Raw genomic sequence first — 22,787 nt, forward strand, 5'->3', positions numbered from 1 at the left:
GCAATTAGCCGGCGGGCACCAGTGCTCCGGTCGCGCCGTCGTCGTCATCCGGCAGCAGCCACCTCCACCGCTCGGGCATGGCCGCCGCGAGCTGCCGCACGACCTCCCGCTGTTCCTCGGTGAGGTCTTCCCACACCGCCGCCTTCTCCCCCGCCGGGCCGGTCACGCGCTCCCTGGCGATCAGCCCGTCGAGGCCCGCCGCCAGCTCGCGGTCCGCCTCGCTGGTCGCGTGCTGGTAGATCAGCGCGGCACGCGGGCTGTCGTGACCCATGCGGGCCATCAGGTCCCGGGTGCTGACCTTGGTCCGCGCGGCCAGGGTGTTCCCGGTGTGCCGCAGGTCGTGGAAGCGCAGGTGAGGGACACCGATGGCCTTCACCGCGGCCTTCCACCCGGAGCGGGGGTTGAAGTCACCCCGGCGCAACGGGTTGCCGCGCTTGCCCGTGAACACCCAGGCGTCGGGGGCCGAGTCCGTGAACCGGTCGAGGTGGTCAAGGAGGTCCCGCCGGATCGTCAGGGGCACGGTCACCCGGCGCTTCCCCGCCCGCGACTTGGGCGGTCCGTAGACCAGGCCACGGCCGGGCAGCTCCACGAACGCGCCGACCACCCGCACCCAACTCCCATCGGGTGCGACGTCCTCGCGCTTGAGTGCGGTGATCTCACCCCACCGGAGGGTGCAGAACGCCGCGAGCAGCACGAACACGCGGTAACGGGGGTCAGCCATCCGGGATGCCAGGTCGAACACCTGCGCCACGGTGAGCACCGGCCGTTCGTCGGGACTCTCCGTGCCCGCCCCCGCCACCTGGCACGGGTTGCGCGGGATGATCCGGTCCTCGTTCGCGGCCGTCATCAGGACCGCCCGCAGCAGCCGGTACGCCTTGGCCGCCATCGTCTCGGACACGCCGTCACGCAGCAGGTCGGCCCGCCACCTCCGGATCATCGGCGTGTCCAGGTTGCCGAGCCGGACCGCGCCGAGGTGGGGCGCGATGTACTTCCCCAGCAGCCACCCGTAGAGCTGGACCGTGCGTGGACGCAACTTCGGCCGCTCCCTGATCCAGGCTTCCGCGTAGTTGTTGAGCTGCACCCTCGCCCGATCGGGGTTGGTCCACTCGCGGCGCGCGATGGCGCTTTCGACCTGCACCAGCCACCTGTCCGCGTCCCGCTGGGTGGCGAAGGTCTCCGGGGCCGGGTGCCGCTTGTCGTCCGGCCCGAGGTAGCTCGCCTGGTAGCGGCCCGAGGGCAGCTTGCGCACGTTGCCGAACCTGCGTCGGCCCGCCCTGCCCGCCATCAGGCCACCCGCCACAGGTCGCGCTGGACCGACTCGACGGTGATCGCCTCCACCTTGCCCGCCTGCACGAATGCTTCCAGGTCGGCCCGTTTGAACCGGACGTGCCGCCCCACCTTGTAGAAGGTCACGCGCCGGTCTGCGACCAGGCGGCGGATGAAGCGGACCGACGTGCCGAGGTAGTCGGCAGCTTCGGTCACCGAGTAGTGCTCACGAGCGGTCATGCTGCGTCCTCCTCTATGTACTGGCGTTGGCGTTGTGCGCGGAGCCGTTCGGCTATGCCGGAGGCCAGTTCGCGTTCGGCGTCGTTGGCGTAGCCGGAGTTCGCATAAGCCCAGTCGTTGACGACGATCACCTGGTCGGCTTCGAGGCCGAGCCGGTCGAGGACTTCGGCAGCGCAGTAGGCGCGGCGGTCCTCGCGGATGCGCTTGAAGGTGGTCGAGTAGTACTTGGACTTGGTGAGGAAGTGGCCTCGGAAGCCGAGCATGTGAGCCCACTTCCGAAGGTTCAGCTCCGCGTAGAAGCCCAGGTCACCGAGGTCCCACGCGGTTTGGATCATGCGTCGGTGGTGGTCGGAGATCCGCAGGTGGTCGATGTCGAACTGCGAGCGGATCGGCCTGTCCGGGGTGTCGCGTGCGCCGGTGCCTTTGATGGCGTATTTGGCGACGTAGGCGGCGAGCTTGCCGTCACTGAGCACGCCGTCCTGTTCGACCTGGTGCGCCGAGGCGGCTCGGATGGGGCGCACGTCGACCTGTTTCCCCCAGACGAGATCGAGCACGGTCCCGTCCGGCCGGTGGGACTCGATCAACACCGTGCGAGCGGCGTTGTGAATCGCCTGGTCGAGGAGGTCGGTGGTGGCCCAGGCGGGCGCCGGGTCGTGGGGGCCGTCGGGTCCGTCGAGGCGGATGACGGCGTGGAAGTGGACCAGTCCGCGTCGCTGGTACTCGGCCACTTTGGCGTAGGAGACGCGCGCGTGATCCTTGAACGCTCGCACGGTCAGGCCCGCCGACCGGGCCAGGTGGCGGCGCAGGGTGATGGTGAAGCGGTGCCAGAGCTTGCCGGCGTGGGCCTGCCAGAGCACCGCGCCCACGTAGTCATAGCCGTCCGGGTCAACGGGGGTGCCGATGCGCGGGTCGTCGGGGTGGTGAAAGGCCCCGCACCCTGTGCACGGCCGCGCCTTGCCACTTCGGGTGGTGGGCCGGTTGTGAACCGGGCCGAAGGACGGGGCGGTCAGGGTGGCGAACACGCGCGGCTTGTCCGCGACCGATTCGGGGACACCCTTGCTGCCACCGGACAGGCCCGCCCGCATGAGGTGGAAGGCGTCGGCGGCGTAGCGGTCGGAGCAGGCTTGGCACACGGTGGCGCGGCGGTTGCCGCAGGGCACCATCACATCCCCGCCGAGATGGGCCAGGACGCGCGTGGAGTCGGGGGTGTGGAGTTGCCAGGCTCCGGTGAGGCGGATGGGGGCGGCGCATCCGCCGATGGCGGTGACCTTGTCGCGCCAGTCCCGGTAGTCGGCCTGTCGGACCCGGTCGGTGATGCGGTCTTCGAGCGTGAGGACCAAGTGGCTTCCTTTCAGTGGGTGGTCAGGCGGCGTTGAGCTGGTCCGCGAGCTGCGCCGCGAAGGCATCGGGGACGTTCACGGCGGCTTGCACGTCGGCCGGGGTGACGGCGCGGCCCTGCTGTCGCACTTCGGCGGCTTTGGTGCCAAGCACGGCTTGCAGGTGAGCGGGAAGCTTGAGCGCCGGACGAGGCGCGTTGGAAGCCGCCGAGGGCACCGCCGCCGGAACGGGAGCCGCAACGGCCATGACGCGGTCGCGGGCGGTGTTGCAGCGGTGCTGGATGACCGGCATGACTTCCGCGATGAGGAACACCACCAGGGGTACGACGAGGTGGAGGAAGACCACGCCGTACTCGACCCGGCCGGAGGGCGGGCGCAGGGCGGACCAGACGTTGGTGATCAGGGTGGCGCCGAGCAGGAGTCGTTTGAGCCACACGACAGGGGCGGCGTCGACGGTCAGGCCCTGGGAGAGCATTTCGGCTTCCCAGCGCAGCAGGGTGACGAGGATGCCGGCCAGGGCGGGTTCGACCAGCCACGCGCCCCACCACAGCCCGTCGCCCGGTGTCAGGCGGCCGGCCAGGAACTCGTGCACGCCGGTGGTGGTGAATCCGAGCCCGAGGGCGAGGAAGAACCACATGGACCGGGTGACCGAGACGCGGAAGCGTTCCAGGCGCACCGCGTGCAACAGCGGGTCGGAGGTCAGGTCGTGCAGTTGGTGGGATTCGGCCAGGCGTGCGCGAAGCCGCCGCACGGCCCGGGTCTCGTGCTGATCGTCGGTGTTGCGCTCGGACAACGGAGGCTCCCCTTCATAGGCGGACGGGGATGACCTCGAAGAGGTCTTCGAACTGCATGGGTGCCAGGGCGGTCAGTGCGCCGCCGATGAAGGCGGGGCCGGGTTGGAGATCGCCTTTGAGGACTCGGTGGACGGTGGAGCGTTCGACTTCCATGGCGTTGGCCAGGGCGTAGTCGGACCGGTAGCCAGCCAGGCGGGCGGCTTTGCGGAACTGCTCGGCGCGGAGCCTGATCGTTTTCGCCATGGCCGGTTACGCGGCTCGCACCGTGCGGGCCCGACGTGCGGCCAGGGCGCGGCCGAGGTGAACCAGGCGGGCCACTTCCTCGAAGGTCACCGGCTCGACCACCATCGGAACCAGGCGGAACGGCCCGAGGTTTACCGCGGACTCGCCCGCCGGCACCGCGCCGAGGTCGGACAGGGCGGCCGAGGCGGTCAGGCCGAAGACCAGTCCTGCGTGGTTGCGGGCGGTGGCCGCCACGGTTAGCACCTGGTCGGTTCGCAGGGTCCAGGTCAGCGTGACGCCGTCGAGGCGGGTCAGCCACAGCAGCAGTGCGGCGAGCCGGTCGGGGGCGGTGCCGCTGGTGAACTCGGCGTGGATCGAGCCGGACCGGGTGGAGACGATCAGCCGGTCCGGTCGGGGCAGGCCGGTGGAGCGCATGAGGGAGCGCAGGGTTCGGATGATGCGGTCCAAGGAATTGGGCATGGCAAAGCTCCAGGAAGTGAGACACGAAGTGAGAAGTGAGGGGGGGTCAGGCGACGGCGCGCAGGCCCGCGCCGGGGTCGGCCGGACCGGCCTTGATGAACTCGACCAGCTCGGTGATGTCCCGGTCGCTGGTGTAGGCGGCGCGGACTCGGCGCGGGGTGCGGGAACGCGGGTCGGCCCGGTAGCCGATACCGGCGGTCGACTCCTCCGCCCCGATCTCGTCCGCGATCGCGCCGCGCTCCCGGGCACCCTCGCCCAAGACCATGTCCGGATGCCGCTCCGAGGTGACGCGCAGGCACACCCGGTGCGGGATCAGGTCCCGGATCGGCAGCACGTCCTTGGACGGCTCCTGCACGTAGACGTCCAACACGTCGTTGGTCGCTCGGCCCATGGAGGAGATGACGGCGCAGGCGTTGGTGATCTCGTGGGCGTAGTCGGACTGGTAGGCCATCAGGAAGCCGACTTCGTCCAGGATCAGCCAGTCCACCGGATGCTCACGGGACACCGAACCCGAGCGCTTCCCCAGGCGTTGCAAGCGCTTCTGCTTGCGCTCCATGTTCACCAGGAACCGCTGGATCAACTCCGCGCAGTCCTCCGGGTTGTCCGCGTACCGGCCATCCAGGATCGGTTTGAGCGCGACGAACTCGAACAGCTTCGGATCACACACCCACGGCCGGACCAGCCCGTCCCGGATCATCGGCGCGACCGCCCGCAGCTTCGCCATGACCACCGAGTTCTTGCCCGCACCCGTCGCACCCGCCGTCAGATGGTGAGTGCCGATCAGCGGCTCACGCCATGGCCCGCCCAGCTCCGTCTCACCCAGGCACAGCGACCGCAGGTCGACGGCGTCGGAGGACTCCGGCATCGCGGGCGCGGGGATGACCGAGGTGAACGGCTCGCGCCACTGCACGATTACCGCGACCTCACCGGGCCGGGCCTGCTCGACCGCGACCCGCTCGGCCTTCAGCGTCGCCGCCAACTCCGGCAGCACCTTCGCGAACGCCCGTAGCGCCTGGCCGGGCACCAGGCGCACCCGCACCACGTCGATCGAGGACGACCACGAGCGGACCCTCAGCACGCGCGGCACCAGCACTTCCCCGGTCCGGTGGTGCACCGTAGTCAATCCGCACGAACCCATCAGGTTCCCCCAGCGTCGACCGGTGTATGCGCCGGTCCACCTGCGCCGCCAGGCCCGCAACACCGGTGCCGCCCACGTGTCGAAGCTGTTCGGGTGCGCCCGGTACCAGGCCGCCGCACCCACGGCCAGGCCGCCGAGGACACCGCCGGTCACCTCCGGCCCGAACTCGACCACCGAGGCCCCGACCCCACCCGGACTGACCACCGCACCGGGATGGCGAACCAGCCACCGCGCGGTACGGAACTCCCACCCGACCGAACGCCGGGAACCGCCCGAAGGCGACCTCTCCATTGACACCCCTCACAAAGAGAGACGGCGGCCGACCACCCCGAGGTGACCGACCGCCGCCTGAACCGACAGAACTACATACGCGGCTTACCTTGCCGACGACGCCGAACCGACGCCGGTTCGAGCTGCGAACGCGAGTAGGACAACGCGGTCCGCAACACCGCAACTGACCGCACAAACGCGTTGTGGTCGCCCTTGAACCCCTCCCGCCGATACGGGATGTCCACCGTCGCCCGCCGCAGTTGCCGCATGGCCTTGTCCAGGCACTCCAAGGCCGTGACCAATTGCTGTGACATCACACCTTCCACTCCCGGGTCTTCAACTCCGTCTCGTACCGGGCCGCCCGGTCCTTCACCACGGTCAGGTTCCGCCGCACCGCGACCAGCAGCTTCCGCAACTCATCCGGCGGCGTGACCCGCCACGACCCAGGCGGAGCCGGGTTCTCCCGCATCCTCGCGATCAGCTTCTCCAACGGCCCGAACTGCTCGGTCACGAAATCGATCGCGTGGACCAACTGTGCGTACCGCTCCTCAGCTCTCCTGTTGGCGCTCGACATGCATCACCTCCCCTCGAATCGGAAACCAAGGCGAACCCCGGACCCGCGAACGATTCCGAGGCCGCCGAAAACCCCGGCGCACCACACAAGCGCGCCGGATTCAGGCATGGCTCTACCCACTGTGGAATTGACAAAGAACAAACAGCCCACGAAAACGGCTTAGAAGAACCCGCTAGAGAAAGATCCGAACCGGTGAGGCGGTCAGGCCGCGCTGCGCACCGGACGCGCCACCGGCTTCAACCCCGCCGCCTTGAACCACAGACCCGCCGAGGCGATCTTGCGCGGGTCCACCCGGTCCGGGATCTCGTAGGTGTTCACCACGACGTTGACCAGCTCCACGTACATGCCTTCCTCGAACCCCTCGCCGGGGTCACCAGGCAGGTTCACGCGGATCTCCTCACCCTTGCCCGCACGCCGACCCTCCACCGCCACCGGCTTGGCGAACAGGGTCACCACGTACTGCACCTCACCGGACGCCCGGTCCACCACCGGCGACACCGAGCCGTCCTCCGCCTCCCGCATCTTCGCCGCGGGAGCCTCCGTGATCATCAACCGGTAGCCGTTCAGTACGACCGGCAGATCCTGAAGCGCCACGCTGAATCTCCTTGCTCAGGGGCGACCCGTTGTCGCCTGTCATGACTACCAACATAGCTAGTAGAGTTGATAGAGGCACTAGTCCATTCGAGTGACTTCCAGCATTGCTAGCTCTGCCGCTACAGTTCGTGTATGGCCCTCGACCCGACGGATCCCAGACCGGCCTATCAACAGATCGCTGACGACCTGCGCCGCCACATCGCTTCCGACGAGGTCCAGGTCGGAGACAAGCTCGACTCGCTCACCGAGCTGCAAGCCAAGTACGGCCGCGCCGTGATGACGTTGCAGAAGGCACTTGACGTGCTGCGCAACGAAGGACTGGTCATCTCTCGCCAGGGCGAGGGGACGATCGTCGTGAAAAAGCCGGAAGCTCATGCGGGGGAGGAAATCCCCACCCCGCATGAGCTTCGGCAGATGTTCGAACGGATCAACAGCGCGTTGGACGACCTCGGTCTGCGCTTGACGGCTGTTGAGGCCGAGGTGTTCGGTGCCGCGAAAGATGCTCCTCAACCCGACTCAAACGACCGCTGAGGTCATCCAACCGCGTCAGCAGGTGGGCGAACATGCCGCGCAGCTCCGGCATGTCCTCGTCCACCTCACCACCTTCCTCCGGCATCACGCCCCCGATCTCGACCGTTTCGCTTACATCGTCCGTTACGCCGCGATCTGCACTGCTTCGAGCGTGCGTGTTTGTTCGCCCTCCTCTTGGGCGTTTTCGATCATGCTCAGCCACACCACGCGGGCGCGGAGCCCGTGGTCCTCGTGGTGGTAGAAGCGCACGGCGCTCTCGATGCCAGCCAGGGTGAACAGGAATCCCTTGTCGTCGGTGGCCGACATCATCACCCTGTCCTCGAATGCCATCCCGTAGGCCACCACGCGAGCGTTGACGCGCTCGCCGTGTTCCTGCACCACCGCGAACAACCGCGGTGCACCCATCTCGGCCAGGCAGTCACCCAGAGCCCGGAACATCGCCTCATCGCACAACGGCGGCAACTCACCGACACCAACGCCGCTCATCGGTTCACCGCCTCGGCCACCTCGTCCGGCGTGGTGCCGACGATCGCCGTCAACGCTTCGAAGTCCACGGGCGCGAGCCTGGTCAACGCCTCGCACCGGTCCGCGAACGCCGTCGCCTCCGCCGCGAGCTGCCGCGCGAAGTCGATCGCCAACCGCGCGCCGTCCTCACGACCGGCGATCTGCACCGTCAACCGCGCGTCACCGGACGAGATCACCAAGGACGGATGCCCCTGTGCCCGTTCCACCAGCACCGCACCCGTGTCCTCCTCCGGCTGGAGAAGCACGTACAGCCCCATCGAACTCACCTCCGTGTACACCTGGTCCTTGCCGAACCAGATTCACGCGTAAGGAAGTTCGGTCCCATACGAATGGCTATTGGGATTAACGGCACTACCACTATCCGCAGGTCAGGGCTGTGACCGGCGGGTTACACTCCGAAGTAGACGCAGCATGAGCAGGGGGTGAGCGGGGGAGTGGCGACGTCTCGGCGGCTCTGCCGCACGTGTGACACCTGGCTCGCCGGTGACAACCGGGGCACCCAGTGTGGAAAGTGCGCCGCAGCCTCTACACTCCGCGCCCCGGAGTTGCCGCCCGAGTTCTGGGCACGTGCCGACTTGCGCGAGGCGTTCGAGTCTCGCCACATCGGCCGTGTCTTCCGCGCCTACCGCCAAGCCCAGAGTCCCACGGTCTCACAGACCACCCTCGCGGCGTGGCTCGACCTGACTCAAGGGCGGGTCAGCGAAGTCGAGCGCACCCGCCGCCCGGTCACCGACCTGGAACGCCTCGAACGCTGGTGCGACGCCCTCCACGTACCCCGGCACCTGCGGTGGTTCAGCGGCGGCGTGCGGGAGGTCCACGACGTCCACGACCTCTACGCGAACCGCACCACCGACCCGGCCCCCGTCTACTCGCCCCGACCGACCTGGGCGCCGGTCGACCAGGCCCCGGCGGCCTTCGGCTCGCAAGAGCTGGACATCGTCCAAGTGGCCATCCCGCGCCTACGCCGAGCACTCGACATCCTTGATCTGCCCGAGGACGGCCCCACGAGAAGCCTTGGTGAACTGCGCGCCGCCGTCGCTCTGATGAACGAACACCGCCTCGAAGCGCGCTACCGCGAACTCGTGCGCCATCTACCCGGCCTGCTGGGCGAACTGGGCCGCGCCCGCCAGCTTCTGACCGCAGACGACCGCCGCCAGGCCGCGACCCTGCTGACCTTGGCCCTGCGCGCCGCCGATGGGGTGGCCTACAAGTTCCGCTACTTCGACCTGTCGGCCCGCCTGATCGACCTCATGCGCATCACGGCCCGGGACTCCGAGGACCCGCTGTTGCCCGCAGCGGTGGCCTACGTGCGCACGGAGACGTTCTTCGCCAGCGGCGACCTCCACACCGCCGCCCGCGCCCTGGACCTGGCCGCCGACCAGATCCCCACCCGAGCCCTGAGGCAGGCCCCGACCGCAGCGGCGTTCGGCGCACTGCACATGCGCGCCGCGGTCGTAGCCGCCCGAGCGGGCAAGGCCGACATCGCAGCCGACCACCTGCTCACCGCCCGCTACGCCGTCCAAGCCACCCCCGAAGGCGTCTACCACGGCACCGCGTTCGGTCCCGCCTCCCTGCGCATCCACGAGCTGGCCGTAGCCGCCGAACTCCGCGACCCGGCAGGCATCCAACGAGCCGCCACCTGGCGACCACCACAGGAGCTACCCGCCGAACGCCGCTCGCACTACTACATCGACCTCGCCCGAGCCCAACTCGACCTCGGCCACCACGAAGACGCCTACCTGTGCTTGCAGAGCGCCCGCCAAGCAGCCCCCGAACACACCCGCGCCCACCCACAGGTACGCCAAGCCCTGTCGGTAATGCTGCGCACCCACCCCTCACTCAGCTCCGGTCTGCTCGACCTCGCCGCATGGGCGGGCGCTCGCTGAAGCAGCGTCATACCTCGTGGTCGACTCAAGAGGTCGACAGCAGCGTGGGCAGGTCATGTAGGGAGTTGATCACCCAATCGGCATCGCGCCGCACCAATGGATCGTCAGCCCACAGGTAGCCCCACGGTCCACGCCGGATCAACGCCGTGCGCAGGCCAATAGCCTTCGCCGCAACGACGTCGTTGTCCCGGTGGTCACCGACGTAAAGCACGTCTGCGGCGTTCGTCGCGGGCGTCATGGCCACGACCCGTTCGAAGAAGCCCGGCGCGGGCTTGGCCACCTCCCATTCACCCGACGTCGCCAACCCGTTCACCGGCAGGTTCAACTCACGCAGCAGCTCGGCGGTGCGAACGGTCTGGTTGCCCGCGACACCGACCCACAGCCCCAGTTCGCGAAGCCGCGCCAGGCCGGTCCGCACGTCCGGGTACAAGTCGCTCTCCTCGATGCGCTCACCCACCCCGGCCTCCTCCCGCAACCGCCGCTCGTGAGCAACGTCGAAGCCGGGCCGGAAGTACTGGAATGTCTCAGCGTTGTCCCGACCTGCCGCCGTAACCGCGCCCAACACCGTGGAGAAGGTGTGTCGTGACACGCCGATCCAGTCGGCCCATGCGCCCCACTCCCGAGAGTCGTCCAGCAACGTCTCGCCAACGTCGAACACCACCGCCGTCACCATGCCCTACTCCTACGCCATCAGCACTCAGTGCGCGATAGGCCCCCGGTACGTGGAGGCCCGGTACGACCTCGGTGTTCAGAGTTTCTTTTCTTCATCAAGGCGGCCCCCTCCGGGGGCCGCTGGCCGTTGGTGCCAGGCCGACGCCGAAGGACCGACGCCCCTGCAGGGCGGCACGCCTAAGCGGACCTTCGGCCCGCAGGCGTGCCGCGCGAGGAAGGGCGCCGGTCCCCGCGTCGGCGAGGAACGGCCAGCGACCCCCGAAGGCGACCGCAAGGAATCAGAAGATGCGCTCGCCGCGTGGCAGGCCAGCAGGATGACGGGGACGGCACCGCCGGTTCGGCTACCAGCGTGGGCCGGGTGCGTGTCATCCCGCCGACCTCCACGAGGGCAACCACACGCGTCAAGGGGACAGACCCAGCCCAACCATCCAGACTCGCGAGGTGCCCCCTTGACACGTGTGGTTGGGGCGAGCCAGGTCGGCGGGATGACACGAACCCTCTTCATGATCTCCGAGTGTCACCTGATCGGGTGGATTTCCATGCGGGTCTCGACTAGCAAGCCCCGTAGGCGTACCTATAACCGGGTGAACGACATGGCTGTAATCCCAGGTCAGAGGGACTGCGAGCATGTCTCGATCTACAACATGTAGTGTTCGCTACATGTAGAGAGGTCTACATCTTGTGGCAAACACTCGTTCGAAGTACTTGCGCAACCCTTGAGGGCCAGCTCACACTTATGGTCCAGAGGCTGGTTACAAGGCGTGGCCAGCTTGAAGGGAGCGCAAGATGGTTTTCAAGATCCTTCGGTCGACGTCGAACCAGTGGTTCTTCAGGATCGTCGCCAGCAACGGTGCGACCCTCGCGCACAGCGAGACCTACGTGAACAAGTCAGATGCGCGCAGCGCTGCACAGACGATCATCAACCAGGCTGGCGGTAGTCGCATCGAGGAGTAGGAGCCCACCCAGGGGCCCCGCCTTCCGAGGTGCTGCCAACAGCTCGGACGACGGGGCCCCTCTTAGGGTAGATGCCCACAGCGATTTGGTCATTGCTGCCCCTGGCAGCCTGCCGAAGCCTAGCCATCAAGATCGTCTCCACGTTTTACCCTGCAAACGAGAGCAAATGACCGTCATGGACGACGCAGGAAACTTAGCCTCCTGTCGCATAGTTGCAGGTGAGAAATGGTATACACAGAGCACGGCAAGCGATGGCGGCGGCCTCGCCCTAATACAGAGTTTAAAGGTCCGGAGCTACCGCGGACCCTAACGGGGCCGCTCGGCCGCACTGTGCTGTCCCCACTCGCTAGCCATCTCCGTCCCCGTCTTTGTGTCGCTCGGGGCAAGCGGACGGGACCCGGTCTCCGGCCACCCACCCGCGCCCGGCGAGGGGAGGTAGGGCCGGGCCCGAGCGAGCGTGACAGCGGCCGAATGCCAAAGATCATGTCCTCATCGGACCAGCAGGCCAACTAGATGACCAGGAGCTGCCGACAGCTCGCGAGCCAGCGGGAACAGGTTTCACGCCATCCTACCGACCTCCACGAGGACAGCCACATGCCTCAAGGATGGCAAGGCCCAGTGCAACAGCCCAACTCTCCATAGTAAGTATGCCATGCGCGGGCTTACGCCATGATGTTAGATCTAAGCACACCTTAAAGCTGTAGTGGAGAGTCGTATGCGAGATGGAATTGACTGGCGAGAAGTCGGCTCCGGAGACAGATTTGAAAAAATCGTTAGCACGCTGATTAGCACTCTGTATCCGAGTTCCATGCGGATTGACGGAAGCGGAGGCGATGGCGGAAGAGATCATCAGCTTTATGCTGCCGATCGGCTTGAGATCTGGCAATCAAAGTACTTCTTGGGTCGCTTGTCGGATAGGGGGGGAAGGCACGGACAGATCACCCGGAGTCTGATTAAAGCAGCTGCGCTGCAGCCCGACTACTGGCACCTGGTGACACCGATGGATCCAACTCCGGAAGAGCTTGAATGGTTCCTATCTCTTCAGAGGGACTATCCGTTTCCTATCGATTGGAATGCTGGCGCCTGGCTTGAAGCAAAGTTGGCCGAGCACCCATCCATAGTGATCCACTTCATGGGCGAGGCCGATCGCTACATCGAGCTATTGCGGGAGATGCGCCAAGAGCAAGACGCACTAATCGATGGTTTGCCAGCGGCAACAGGACGCATTGAAGATCTTTCCGCAAAGATTAACAATTCCAATCCGTTCTACTCTGTTGACCTTCTTATTCAAGACGGGAAGGTCGTAGGAACGTCCCTGAAACCGAAGTACCTCAACGCAGAGAGAGATTCGCCAATTACAGGAAGGTTCACCGTATCGATTAACGAAGCGGATACACAAGCGGGCATTCTGGAGAAATTTCGAGCAGCCCTTGATTGGGGAGAAGACGCAGTTGTGCCGGTTGTCGATTTTGAACTGGATGCCCCGCACGGCATAGGAGGGAGATTCAGTAGCGGTGAGGTTCATATTAGTGCAGCGCATCACGAGGTCGTTCAGGCGAACGTAAAGTTACTCGCAAAGTCGTCGGATGGTCGCCAGATGGCCGCCCTTCCCATCCAGATGGACAGAAGGACTCGCGGCCGCCTTGGTCAAGCCCTAACCGGTAGTGACAATACCGGAATTGTATCAGCCATATTTCGGATTGATGAGATCAACCTGAAGTTGGGTGTAACGCTTAAGTACGGCGAAGTGCCCGACCTGCTTCCCGGCCACATTCTTCCAGTCGCACGTTTCATGCAGAATGCAGTGGCACCAAATAAGTTGGCCATTTCTGTCAACGGTGAAATACTCGTTGAAGGACTCGATTTTCCGCCCGAGAAGCCGTTCATGGACGAGTTGACTGAGCTAATCGAGGACCTCGAACTGGTGCAGCGTGCCGGAGGAGAAGCGTTCGCAGTCCCTCATGAGTGGACTGCGGACGACATCCAAGAGTTGCGGCGTGCCGTTAAGCTTCTCCGCGGTGAACGTGTACGAGTCGGTGAAGGGCCGATCGTGTTCGGTGTAACAGGGGATATCAACGAAACGTTGGCAGGATTTAGATCTTCCCCAAAAAGCTCACTCGCAATCGTTCCGAGAGTCGGATATAAAGCGCACATTTCTGGACATGAACTAGATCTAGGAACATTCACCTTTTACGTACAAGTCGGACAAGTTGATCCGAATGAGCCGATCGTAGAAGTGGATGGCGAGCAGAAGATAAACTTCGTACCCGACGAAGGGTACGGTGCTGAAATTTCCCTCGGTAACCTGTCAGTCCCTCCGAGTCAGGACCCCGCCTAGGTCAAATTACATTTTTGGATTAATCTGTCGTTCGGTGCTGCTCTGTGAGTCAAGACATAGAGGGCTCCGACGCGGATCTGACTTCAGGTGGACTGCCCGGGCATGCATCGCACCTTGCGTCTACATCAAGCACCCGGTTACCCCCGGTAAATGACGACAGAGGACTGCACAGGTTGGCCCGCGAAGATCGTTTGCAACTGGAAACTTTGCAGTTAGTGGCAGGCGATAGAGGCAGTCACAAGCGACGATAGGGGAAGATCCACAACCCGCAAGCTCAGGGATCAGTTCCTTCATGCTGAGGCTTCGTTGGGGCTGTGCTGGTCGCACCAGGCCGAGCCACAGTCACCCGCCTTGCCCAAGCTCCGCGCACAGCACAGGGCTGCATGAGGACTTCCGACGCCGCCTCAACGCTACGCCGTACACCCGGTAGCGGCCCATGAGGGCCAGAGTCAAGAGCTTGCGGAACAGGCATGAAACACCAGCCGAGGGACGGCGCGAACGGCCAGCGCCCACGCCGACAGATCGCCTGATCGGCGCAGTGATCAGGCTCCACACAATGACACTCAGGACGATGTCGACCGTACAATCTGCGTGCAGTAAGCCCTGGTCAACGGCGGTCAGCATGGGGACACGCTGACAACAGTCGAGCCTAGGTCAGAGCCCCTACCAGGCTGCAAGATCGGGTTAGTCAGCTTGCTGATTTTTCGGTAGTGAGGTCAGGTTTTCGCGGCTGGCAAGGGTGCTTGGGTGGTCCGCGCCCAGCGTATTGGTGCGAATCGTGAGAGAGCGACGGTAAAGTTGTTCAGCTTCGTTCAGCTCTCCGAGGTCAGATAGCACGAAGGCAAGGTTATTCAGGCGGATCGCGACCGTGGGGTGACTGGGCCCGTAGGCGGCTTCTGTGATAGCCAGAGCACGCTCGAATAAGGGTCGTGCCTCATCAGGACGCCCCAAAGAACGCAACGCGCCTCCAAGATTATTAAGATCGGTTGCAATGTCAGGATGATTAGGCCCATAGACGCCTTCATCAATGGCCAAAGCACGCTCGTACAGAGAGCGAGCTTCGTCCGGATGACCCAGATCATGCAACGTTCCTCCAAGATTATTAAGATCGGTTGCAATGTCAGGATGATTAGGCCCATAGACGCCTTCATCAATGGCCAAAGCACGCTCAAACAAGGTTTGAGCTTCGCCAGGACGACCCAAAGCACGCAACGCGCCTCCAAGATTGTTTAGGCGGATCGCGACGGTTGGATGATTGGGCCCATAGGCAGCTTCGGTGATGACCAGGGCACGCTCGTACAGGGATTGCGCCTCGCCGGGACGACCCAGATGCCGCAACACGCCTCCAAGATTGTTTAGGCGGATCGCGACATCAGGGTGGTTGGGTCCGTAGACAGCTTCGGTGATGACCAGGGCACGCTCGTACAGGGATTGCGCCTCGCCGGGACGACCCAGATGCCGCAACACGAGGCCGAGGTTGTTCAGGCGAACTGCGACGGCGGGGTGGTCGGGCCCATAGACGGCTTCATAGATAGCCAGAGCACGCTCAAACAAAGGTCGAGCTTCGACAAGGAGACCCAAAGCGCGCAGTGCACCGCCAAGGCTGTCCAGGTTGGATGCGACGGCGGGGTGGTCGGACCCATAGACAGCTTCATCAATAGCCAGAGCACGCTCAAACAAAGGTCGAGCTTCGGCAGGGCGTCCTAGGTCGCGCAACGCGAGGCCGAGGTTCTCCAGGTTGGATGCGACGGCGGGGTGGTCGGACCCATAGACAGCTTCATCAATGGCCAAAGCACGCTCAAACAGAGGAAGGGCTAGGTCTGGGCGGCCGTGGGTCTGGAGGTAAGTTGCGGCGCGGCCAAGTAGCCATGCAGTGTCATGTGTGGCGGTGGTGTGGTTGTGCGTGAGGTCGTCGTGGAGGGCCAAGACGTGGGGGAGTAGTGCCCGCCACCGGGGCCAGTTCTCTGGCGCGGTCATGATATCTCCGGGCAAATCTGCCCGCAACAGGCGTTGTGCTACGACGCCGAGTGATGATTTTCGGTGCCGGTCGGGATGAACTCGCAGAGACTGCTGGAGCAATCGGTGAGCGATGGTCACTTCGCTACCAATGCGGCGAATCAGATACCAGTCGGCTAGCGCGCCAACGGTGTCCACGAGTTCAACCGGATCCGTGACCACGGTCGCCAGTGGCTCAGGCAATTCTTCTGGGTGGGTGGTGAACAGGTCCAGAGGGACGGGTTCTGGGGCCAGCCATGCCAGGATCTCCACCAGTTGTACCGCCGCGACGTTCTGGTCAGCCAGCGCTGTCAGCGACAGGTCCCACAGCGTCGCCAGAGTCTCACCCCGCCCGGCTACCCGGCCGCGAGGCAGCATCCGAGAGGTTTGGGTACGTAGCAAATCTAGGTAATTGCCAATCGGTAGTCGGGTGCTCTCCAGGTAGGCCGCCGCCTGCTCGATCGCCAACGGTAGGTCGCCCACCAACTCCGCCAACACCTCCGCAGCGTCGGTCGGCACACCGGGTATGCGGCTGTGCAGCAGTGCGATGCTCTCCGCGCGGTCCAGCACATCCACGTCGATCACCGCGCCCACCGCTCCAAACCCGCCGCGCCGTGTGGTGATCAGCACCTGACCGTCACCGGACGGCAAGTACGGCCACAACGCGGCGAGGTCCTCCGCATTGTCGAACACCACCAACCACCGGCCTCGGTGCCGCAACGCACTCAGCACCACCCCAGCCATCGCCACTAGGTCTGTCGGTCCAACCAACCCCAGGACGAGGCCCAGTTCGGCCAGGTGATCGGGGATCAGGGCGGGTTGTTCGGCCGGGATCCACCACACGATGTCGAAGTCCGCCGCGTACCGGTGCGCATACTCCACCGCTGCCTGCGACTTGCCTACCCCGCCCAACCCCAGCAGCGAATGCACCGCCACCGTCCCCGACTCGTTCACCGCCAAGTGCAGTCGCGTCAGCAACTCCTCACGGCCGGTGAAATGTGGATTCCGGGCAGGCAGCCGCCACGCCTTTCCGGTCAGTGACCTAGCCGACGGCACGTAGTAGTGAACATCGCGACCAGCCTGGAACACCGTGCCACTCGCCGACGCCTGACCGGATTGCTCTACCCGCCCCGGCACCTCACCCGGTGACCCCATACCCACCCCGCCTCTGCACAACAGGCTGGCAGCCGTAGCACGCATGCTGCAACCGCCAACCCATACCTCAAGAACCACGACACCGACCCGCAGTTTTGCGGCTACACCTACAGATCCACCCGACCTGGTTAATCAAGGGGCCACCCAGATAACCCACATGGAACAGGAGACGAAACACCGGGAAAGACAGAATATAAACTGCAATCCGGAGACTTACGAAATAATCCGTCGAATCCTTCTCAAGAATCCACGGGCCAACCAGTCGCCGGTACCAAAGATCGGAGTTACCATTCGATAGTAGCCGCAGGCGACCGTAACTGATAACCCACAGTGGCTATTCAATTTCCGAAAAGATACAGCCAGAATCGGTCATCAAAGAACGATGGTAACCATAGGCAAATTAAGATCCACAACCCGCAGGTTCAGGCATCAACTTTTCATGCTGAGGCTTCGTTGGAGTGGTGCTGGCTGTACTGAATCGAGCCGCAGTCATGGCTTGCTCAAGCTCTGCGCCCAGCACAGAGCCGCACGGGGACTCCCGCCACTTGAACACTCCGACGTACGCCCAGCAGCTGCCCCGTGAGGGCGCAGTAAACCCAGGGCTTGCGGAACAGGCGTGGAACGCCAGCCGAGGACCAGCGCGAACGGCTGCGCCCACGCCGGCAGACCGCCCGATCGGCGCAGTCATCGGGCTCCACACGATGCCACTCAGGACGATTCCACCCGTGCAATCTGCGTGCAATAAGCCCTGGTCAATGGCGGTCAGCATGGGGTCACGCTGACGGCAGCCGAGCGCAGGTCAGAGCCTCCACCAGGGCCATAAGATCGGGTTCCCAAGCTGTAGAGGCGGGTTCGATTCCCGTCACCCGCTCATCCATGGCGAAGGCCCAGGTCGGTTGACCTGGGCCTTCGTCGTTTCCGGATGCAGGCCCTCACCATGCAACCGGCCTGCCGGGACCAGGGCAGCGGCCGCGCCGTCGTCGTCCGGCGGCAGCCACCTCCACCGCTCGGGCATGGCCGGTGCGAGCGGCCGTGTCCGAAGTTGCTCCGGCGCGGAGGGTTGTCCCCCCTTGCCTGTGAAGACACGGGCGTCCGGAAGACAGACGGAACTCCTGGTGGATGGGCGGTTCGACGATCTCGGATGCACCAAGATTTCTCCGATCTCCGCGTCAAACCCCCGTCCGCCTCGACCCGAGGAATACCTGTAGTTCAATCAGGTGATCGACATTGCATTTGACAGTTGCGCAGTGTCATGATCACTCGCATGGCTTCGCTGGAGCAGGTGGTGACCCAGTGCCGCGCGGCCCTGACGAAGGCAAGCACCACCGAAGCCCTGCTTAAATCCGTATACGACGATTTACGCGACTCCGCCGCGCTCCTCGCGATCGCATTCGAAGGCAGCTGCCGAAGTGACACCGAAGAATTGCGAGGCATTCTCCAAGCCGCAATCGACGATTGTGAACACCTCTGCACGACGATTTCCTCGGGAGTCGAGTGCACGAAGTCCGCGATAAGAGCTTTGATCGGCTTCGAAGCTGACGGCAGACCTGTATACAAAATTCCCCCCGGCACCACCCCCTGGACGGTACCCAACCTCCCATTTCCAAAACGACTGACCACCCACCTGTTTTTCGGCGAGCTCGAAAAGGATGCGGACGGGAGAGCGCAGTTCACCGGGTATCACTTCCACGACCCGAGCACCGGAAATATTCTCTCGAACGAGACGGAGCCCGACAAGTTCGGCGTTTGGAGAGCGGATGTTACAGCGGTCATCGGCGGAGCCGAATACATCAAGGCGAATACCAGCCTTTTTCCGGCGGACTGGAAGCCGCCGGAAGTACGACATGCGGTTCGCAGCGCATTCGAGAACCGTAGGCGCATGCCACTGCCAGGTTTCCAGCCGAGTGACCCGACGACAAAGTGGGCAGGAACCTACCGGGGCATCACGATCATGGGTTTTGCAACGCGAGGAACGGAATCGGATGACGCCGTGTTCGAAGACGTCTCCACAGCATGGCCGGTTCAGAAGAAAATAAAGAAGAAGAATTGAGGGTGCAACCATGAAGGTCATCATGCGCCGGATCGATGACGATGACGATGACGTCAACGAGGTCCAAGTGCTTCCCGACAAGGAGGCATCAATAATCGCCGAGATGTTCGAAGATCTCCCCCTGCGCTTCATACTGGAAGCCGTCGAGTTCGCCCGCAACCCGGAACGGGCGACAGAAGAGGAAGCCGCTGGACGCGTACCGCGCTGGAGCGGCGACTACGTCAAGGTGACGACCACTCCGGGTGAAGTGGAGATCAAAAATCTGTACGACCTCCGTCAAGCCCAGCTCAGCCATGCCGAATTCGTCGAGCTGGTGGAGCTGTACACGGCTGAATCACAGGCACCTTTCAACGGACCTGGTCGAGAATGGTCGCGCCCTGCCCCGCAGTAGACCGCCGGTGTCGCTCCTCGCAGGTGGGAGACGGGTAACCTACGATTGTTTTTCTTCACCCGGACGGCTCGCCTCATCGCGCAGGATCCACCTGCGACTGCCGGCACGGCGTCGTGCACGTGCTCGCCATACCCGACCCGGTCACCGGACGTGTCCGCTACCGCGTCCGCCACCACGAACCGCGCCAGGAGTTCCTCCGCCTCCTCAAGGCGGAGGGCCGCCGAATCCGCACCACGCGACGCTCAAGGCGCTCCGTGCTCAACACCGGGCCGGCGTGATCAGGCCCCACCCGCTCAACCGTCCAGCGCCGCCATCACCTGCTCCGCCAACCCCTCGGCCGCCATGCAGGCGGCATCCAGGTCGCCCACCGTCGCCAGGACTCGGATCACGTGCTCGGCCGGCAGGAGTTCCACGTCCGGCAGGGGGGCGTGTGTCCAGGCGTACCCGCACTGCTGCTCGCCCGCCGGGAAGTCCGCGGTCACCGCCGTGTGCGACCAGTACAGCTGCTGCCGCCCCACCGGGATCTTCTCCGCACCGAAGCTGTCGTCACCCGACGACTGCTGGTACTCCACGTACGCAACCCCCTCCGGCCCCTCCACCAGGCACGAGCCGAGGTCCATGCGGTTGTCGCCCCGCCTCACCTCGCCGTTCGGCACGAGCTCGACGAACTTCGGCATCGCCGCCTCGCACGGGTCGTGGCGCAGGAGCGCGGTGCCCCGGGAAGCGCGGCAGGTCGGTCAGCAGGGGCTTCGCCGCCTCGACGAAGCCCGCCAGCAGATCGCACCCGGCCTCGACCGCCTCGGGCGGGGCCGCGTACTCGCCCCGGTGCCGCACCTCGACGTGGATCTCCAGCGCCCGGTCGGCGGTGAGGGGCAGCCAGAACCTCCGGCCGTGGGTGAGGTCTTCCGGCTCCTCGCACCCACTGAGGTAGGCGGTCTCGCCCCGTCGAGGCAGAAGTCGACGTCCCGGTACTCCGCCAGCGGGTCGTCCGGCACCTTCGGGCGCCGGCGGCCGGTTGCTGCCGCACCGACGACTCCACCCCGGGCGCCAGCGGCCCGGCCGTGCACCCCGCCGCCAGGAGCAGCACCAGGACCAGCGTCGTCCGCATGGCCGTCGATGGCAGCTCCGGCCCCCGGTGCGGGAGGATCGGCGCGGTGACGACCTACGTGCGCTTCCAGGGGAAAACCCGCCACGAGGACGGCTTCTTCCCCGGCGTGTTCTGGCTGGTCAACCGCCTCGCCCGGGACGGCGTGCTGACCGCGGAGCAGGAGCGCTTCCGGCGGACCAACAACGCCTGGTACGACGCCGCCTACACCACGCCCTCGCACGTCGACCCGACCGTGTTCGACCCGACCGTCAACCCCGGTGCGGTGGCCTGGTTCAAGGCCGACACCGCCGCGCACCTCGTCGAGCGCGTCGACGGCTACCTGGAGATCCTCGCCGCCCACGGCGTCGCCTGCGAAACCGTCCGCTCCACCGACCCCGGCCGGGTCGTCTACGAGGACGAGCACCAGGTGGTGGTCGTGCCTCACTGACCCAGCCAGTCCACCCACTCGTCCAGGCGACCCAGCGCCACCCGCAGGTCGGCCAGCAGCTCCAGCGCGTGCGGGCCCGCGGCGGCGCGTTCGGCGTCGGTCACGGGGCGGTGGCCCAGGGCCCGCCACACCATCCACGCCGCGCCGCCCAGGTACACCTGGAGCAGGCCCGCGAACGCCGACGGGTCCGCCGGGGGCCGCCTGCCGGTGACGGCCTGGTACGAGGAGATCACCCTGGTGAACGCCGCGCGGTCCTCGCCCCGGCCGCTGAAGTGCACCGCCGCGCGGGTCAGCTCCCACTCCGCGTACTCGGGTCCCGCGCCGTCCCAGTCCAGCAGCAGCGGGCCGCGGGCGGTCACCAGCACGTTGTCCGGCTTGACGTCCCGGTGGCTGCCGACCGGGGTCAGGCCGGCGGTGTCCGCGCCCGCGGCGACGGCCCGCGCGATGTCCGGCAGGTGGGCGCGGACCCGGTCGGTGAACGGGCCCGGCGCCTCGTCCAGCCACGTCAGCCACTCCGCCACCGGGTGCGGGGCCCACCCGGGGGTCCCGCGGGCGGGCAGGTCGTGCAGGGCCGCCAGCGTCCGGCCGACCCACTCGGTGACGTCGCCCGCCAACGGCCGGCCCCCGCACCACTCGTGCGCCACGTAGCTGTGCTCGCCGACGTCCGCCAGCAGGGGCGCGGCCGGGGTCAGCGGGTGCACCGGCCGCGGCATGGGCAGGCCGCGCTCCCACGCCTCCAGCTGCACCTCGGCCGACACCACGTGGTCGCGCAGCCACCAGTCCTCGCGGGACCGGTTGAGCCGCTTCACCGCCCACTCGCCGCGCGTCGTGCGCAGCCGCCACACCAGGTGCGAGCGCCCGCCCGTCACCGGCTCCCACGAGATCGCGCCACCCAGGCCGAACGCCGCCGCCACCGCTTCCACGACGACGACGTTAGGCCGGGGTCAGGCCCCAGGCGAGCGCCACACGCGCTCGTACCGCTCCTGGTCCTGCTTCTTCCGCTCGTTGCGCACCGCCGCCGCCGCGCCGCGCGGGTAGCCGTACTTCGTCATCCGGTGGTCGGTGCTCTCGATCGCGTAGGACACGCCGAAGTACACGCCGACCACGAGGCCCAGCGAGCCGCACGCGATGGCCAGCGGCCACGGCGCGCCCAGGCCGAGCACGAGCGCCAGCGCGATGACGATCGTCAGCGGCAGCACCTGGAGGAACATCCGCGCGGTGAACCAGGCCAGCCACGACGGCCTGGTCGCCTGGTGGAACACCCACTCGCGGTAGCGCTGGGGCAGTCGACCGCCCAGCAGGTACCAGAAGCGCAACGCCCAGGAAGGTTTCACCGATCACGCTCCGAAGCCGCGATGACCCGCGTCAGCACCGCGTGCAGGCCCTGGAGCTCCTCCAGGGACATGCCGAGCCGCGCCACGACCGCGGGAGGAATCTCCAACGCCCGCTCGCGCAGCGCCGCCCCGGCCGGCGTCAGCACCACGGCCAGCTGCCGCTCGTCGGCGGTGTCCCGCGACCGGGACACGTACCCGACCGCCTCCAGCCGTTTGAGCAGCGGCGACAGCGTGGCGGGCTCCAGGGCGAGCTTCCGGCTGAGCTCCTTCACCGACAGCGGCGCCTCGCCCCACAGGGCGAGCATCACCAGGTACTGGGGGTGGGTGAGCCCCATCGGCTCCAGCAGCGGCCGGTAGAGCGCGATCACGTTCCGGGAGGCCACGGCCAGCGCGAAGCAGACCTGGCGGTCCAGGTCCAGCGGGTCGTCAACACTTTGCGTACTAACCATTAGTACACACACTACCTGACCGGCCGCCGTTCCCCCGCGTGAGAGGGGACACCCCTC

Annotated in this window: 24 protein-coding genes; 7 read left to right on the plus strand and 17 right to left on the minus strand. The window is 65.8% G+C overall.

What is annotated here, in order from left to right; genetic code table 11:
• Positions 1-4: 4 nt before the first annotated feature.
• The 9 genes from Q5530_RS03260 to Q5530_RS03300 form a co-directional block, all read right to left on the minus strand.
• Positions 5-1,285, minus strand: a complete 1,281-nt coding sequence (locus tag Q5530_RS03260) for a tyrosine-type recombinase/integrase (RefSeq protein WP_415360613.1) — start codon at positions 1,283-1,285, stop codon at positions 5-7.
• Positions 1,285-1,506 carry a helix-turn-helix domain-containing protein gene (locus tag Q5530_RS03265; protein WP_415360614.1) on the minus strand — a complete coding sequence of 74 codons (222 nt, stop codon included), beginning with the start codon at positions 1,504-1,506 and terminating at the stop codon, positions 1,285-1,287. The genes Q5530_RS03260 and Q5530_RS03265 overlap by 1 nt, the downstream gene beginning before the upstream one ends.
• A complete protein-coding gene (locus Q5530_RS03270; RefSeq protein ID WP_415360616.1) occupies positions 1,503-2,846 on the minus strand; it encodes a replication initiator in 1,344 nt (447 codons plus the stop codon). The genes Q5530_RS03265 and Q5530_RS03270 overlap by 4 nt, the downstream gene beginning before the upstream one ends.
• A 22-nt stretch (positions 2,847-2,868) precedes the next feature.
• Positions 2,869-3,636 (minus strand): hypothetical protein, encoded by a 768-nt coding sequence (locus tag Q5530_RS03275; RefSeq protein ID WP_415360618.1) that lies wholly within the window; start codon positions 3,634-3,636, stop codon positions 2,869-2,871.
• A gap of 13 nt (positions 3,637-3,649) precedes the next feature.
• Entirely contained in the window at positions 3,650-3,880 is a 231-nt protein-coding gene (locus Q5530_RS03280; RefSeq protein ID WP_415360619.1) for a transcriptional regulator, read from the minus strand.
• Positions 3,881-3,886: 6 nt separating this feature from the next.
• Positions 3,887-4,339 carry a hypothetical protein gene (locus tag Q5530_RS03285; protein ID WP_415360620.1) on the minus strand — a complete coding sequence of 151 codons (453 nt, stop codon included), beginning with the start codon at positions 4,337-4,339 and terminating at the stop codon, positions 3,887-3,889.
• 46 nt (positions 4,340-4,385) lie between these two features.
• Positions 4,386-5,768: an FtsK/SpoIIIE domain-containing protein gene (locus Q5530_RS03290; protein WP_415360621.1), complete on the minus strand. Its 1,383-nt coding sequence runs from the start codon at positions 5,766-5,768 to the stop codon at positions 4,386-4,388.
• Between the two features lie 292 nt (positions 5,769-6,060).
• Entirely contained in the window at positions 6,061-6,258 is a 198-nt protein-coding gene (locus tag Q5530_RS03295) for a hypothetical protein (RefSeq protein ID WP_415360622.1), read from the minus strand.
• A gap of 264 nt (positions 6,259-6,522) precedes the next feature.
• Complete coding sequence (locus Q5530_RS03300) at positions 6,523-6,915, minus strand: hypothetical protein (RefSeq protein ID WP_415360623.1); 393 nt, start codon at positions 6,913-6,915, stop codon at positions 6,523-6,525.
• A 132-nt stretch (positions 6,916-7,047) separates the two neighbouring features.
• On the opposite strand from Q5530_RS03300, the gene Q5530_RS03305 reads away from it, so the two are divergent.
• On the plus strand, positions 7,048-7,446 hold the full coding sequence (locus Q5530_RS03305) for a GntR family transcriptional regulator (RefSeq protein WP_415360624.1): 399 nt from the start codon (positions 7,048-7,050) through the stop codon (positions 7,444-7,446).
• A 123-nt stretch (positions 7,447-7,569) separates the two neighbouring features.
• Here Q5530_RS03305 and Q5530_RS03310 read toward each other — a convergent pair whose 3' ends face one another.
• Both Q5530_RS03310 and Q5530_RS03315 read right to left on the minus strand, forming a co-directional pair.
• Positions 7,570-7,932 carry a hypothetical protein gene (locus Q5530_RS03310; RefSeq protein ID WP_415360625.1) on the minus strand — a complete coding sequence of 121 codons (363 nt, stop codon included), beginning with the start codon at positions 7,930-7,932 and terminating at the stop codon, positions 7,570-7,572.
• Entirely contained in the window at positions 7,929-8,228 is a 300-nt protein-coding gene (locus Q5530_RS03315) for a hypothetical protein (RefSeq protein WP_415360626.1), read from the minus strand. The genes Q5530_RS03310 and Q5530_RS03315 overlap by 4 nt, the downstream gene beginning before the upstream one ends.
• Positions 8,229-8,546: 318 nt before the next feature.
• On the opposite strand from Q5530_RS03315, the gene Q5530_RS03320 reads away from it, so the two are divergent.
• Positions 8,547-9,857, plus strand: a complete 1,311-nt coding sequence (locus Q5530_RS03320) for a helix-turn-helix domain-containing protein (RefSeq protein ID WP_415360627.1) — start codon at positions 8,547-8,549, stop codon at positions 9,855-9,857.
• A gap of 25 nt (positions 9,858-9,882) precedes the next feature.
• On the opposite strand, the gene Q5530_RS03325 is transcribed toward Q5530_RS03320, so the two are convergent.
• Positions 9,883-10,530 carry an HAD family hydrolase gene (locus tag Q5530_RS03325; RefSeq protein WP_415360628.1) on the minus strand — a complete coding sequence of 216 codons (648 nt, stop codon included), beginning with the start codon at positions 10,528-10,530 and terminating at the stop codon, positions 9,883-9,885.
• A 785-nt stretch (positions 10,531-11,315) separates the two neighbouring features.
• Between Q5530_RS03325 and Q5530_RS03330 the strand changes: the two genes are divergently transcribed.
• Together Q5530_RS03330 and Q5530_RS03335 are read left to right on the plus strand one after the other, a co-directional pair.
• Positions 11,316-11,483, plus strand: a complete 168-nt coding sequence (locus Q5530_RS03330) for a YegP family protein (RefSeq protein WP_415360629.1) — start codon at positions 11,316-11,318, stop codon at positions 11,481-11,483.
• 808 nt (positions 11,484-12,291) lie between these two features.
• Entirely contained in the window at positions 12,292-13,821 is a 1,530-nt protein-coding gene (locus Q5530_RS03335) for a hypothetical protein (RefSeq protein WP_415360630.1), read from the plus strand.
• 684 nt (positions 13,822-14,505) lie between these two features.
• On the opposite strand, the gene fxsT is transcribed toward Q5530_RS03335, so the two are convergent.
• Positions 14,506-17,016: an FxSxx-COOH system tetratricopeptide repeat protein gene (fxsT, locus tag Q5530_RS03340; RefSeq protein ID WP_415360631.1), complete on the minus strand. Its 2,511-nt coding sequence runs from the start codon at positions 17,014-17,016 to the stop codon at positions 14,506-14,508.
• Positions 17,017-18,235: 1,219 nt separating this feature from the next.
• Here fxsT and Q5530_RS03345 point away from each other — a divergent pair.
• The gene (locus Q5530_RS03345) at positions 18,236-19,021 is read left to right on the plus strand and encodes an EndoU domain-containing protein (protein ID WP_415360632.1); all 786 of its coding nucleotides are present in this window, start codon (positions 18,236-18,238) and stop codon (positions 19,019-19,021) included.
• A 10-nt stretch (positions 19,022-19,031) separates the two neighbouring features.
• Positions 19,032-19,412: a hypothetical protein gene (locus Q5530_RS03350; RefSeq protein ID WP_415360633.1), complete on the plus strand. Its 381-nt coding sequence runs from the start codon at positions 19,032-19,034 to the stop codon at positions 19,410-19,412.
• 293 nt (positions 19,413-19,705) lie between these two features.
• On the opposite strand, the gene Q5530_RS03355 is transcribed toward Q5530_RS03350, so the two are convergent.
• A complete protein-coding gene (locus Q5530_RS03355; RefSeq protein WP_415360634.1) occupies positions 19,706-20,089 on the minus strand; it encodes a hypothetical protein in 384 nt (127 codons plus the stop codon).
• A 477-nt stretch (positions 20,090-20,566) separates the two neighbouring features.
• Here Q5530_RS03355 and Q5530_RS03360 point away from each other — a divergent pair, with 477 nt between their 5' ends.
• Positions 20,567-20,947, plus strand: coding sequence for a hypothetical protein (locus Q5530_RS03360; protein WP_415360636.1), 381 nt, complete (start codon positions 20,567-20,569; stop codon positions 20,945-20,947).
• On the opposite strand, the gene Q5530_RS03365 is transcribed toward Q5530_RS03360, so the two are convergent.
• From Q5530_RS03365 to Q5530_RS03375, 3 genes are read right to left on the minus strand one after another with little or no spacing between them, the layout of a single operon-like run.
• Positions 20,941-21,870 (minus strand): phosphotransferase enzyme family protein, encoded by a 930-nt coding sequence (locus Q5530_RS03365; RefSeq protein ID WP_415360638.1) that lies wholly within the window; start codon positions 21,868-21,870, stop codon positions 20,941-20,943. The two genes, Q5530_RS03360 and Q5530_RS03365, sit on opposite strands and share 7 nt — an antisense overlap.
• A 21-nt stretch (positions 21,871-21,891) precedes the next feature.
• Entirely contained in the window at positions 21,892-22,281 is a 390-nt protein-coding gene (locus Q5530_RS03370) for a DUF5313 family protein (protein WP_415360639.1), read from the minus strand.
• Complete coding sequence (locus Q5530_RS03375; RefSeq protein ID WP_415360640.1) at positions 22,278-22,730, minus strand: MarR family winged helix-turn-helix transcriptional regulator; 453 nt, start codon at positions 22,728-22,730, stop codon at positions 22,278-22,280. Before Q5530_RS03375 ends, Q5530_RS03370 begins: the two co-directional genes overlap by 4 nt.
• Positions 22,731-22,787 lie beyond the last annotated feature (57 nt).

The organism is Saccharothrix sp. BKS2, from assembly GCF_047689505.1.
Taxonomy (GTDB): Bacteria; Actinomycetota; Actinomycetes; order Mycobacteriales; family Pseudonocardiaceae; genus Actinosynnema; species Actinosynnema lopnurensis.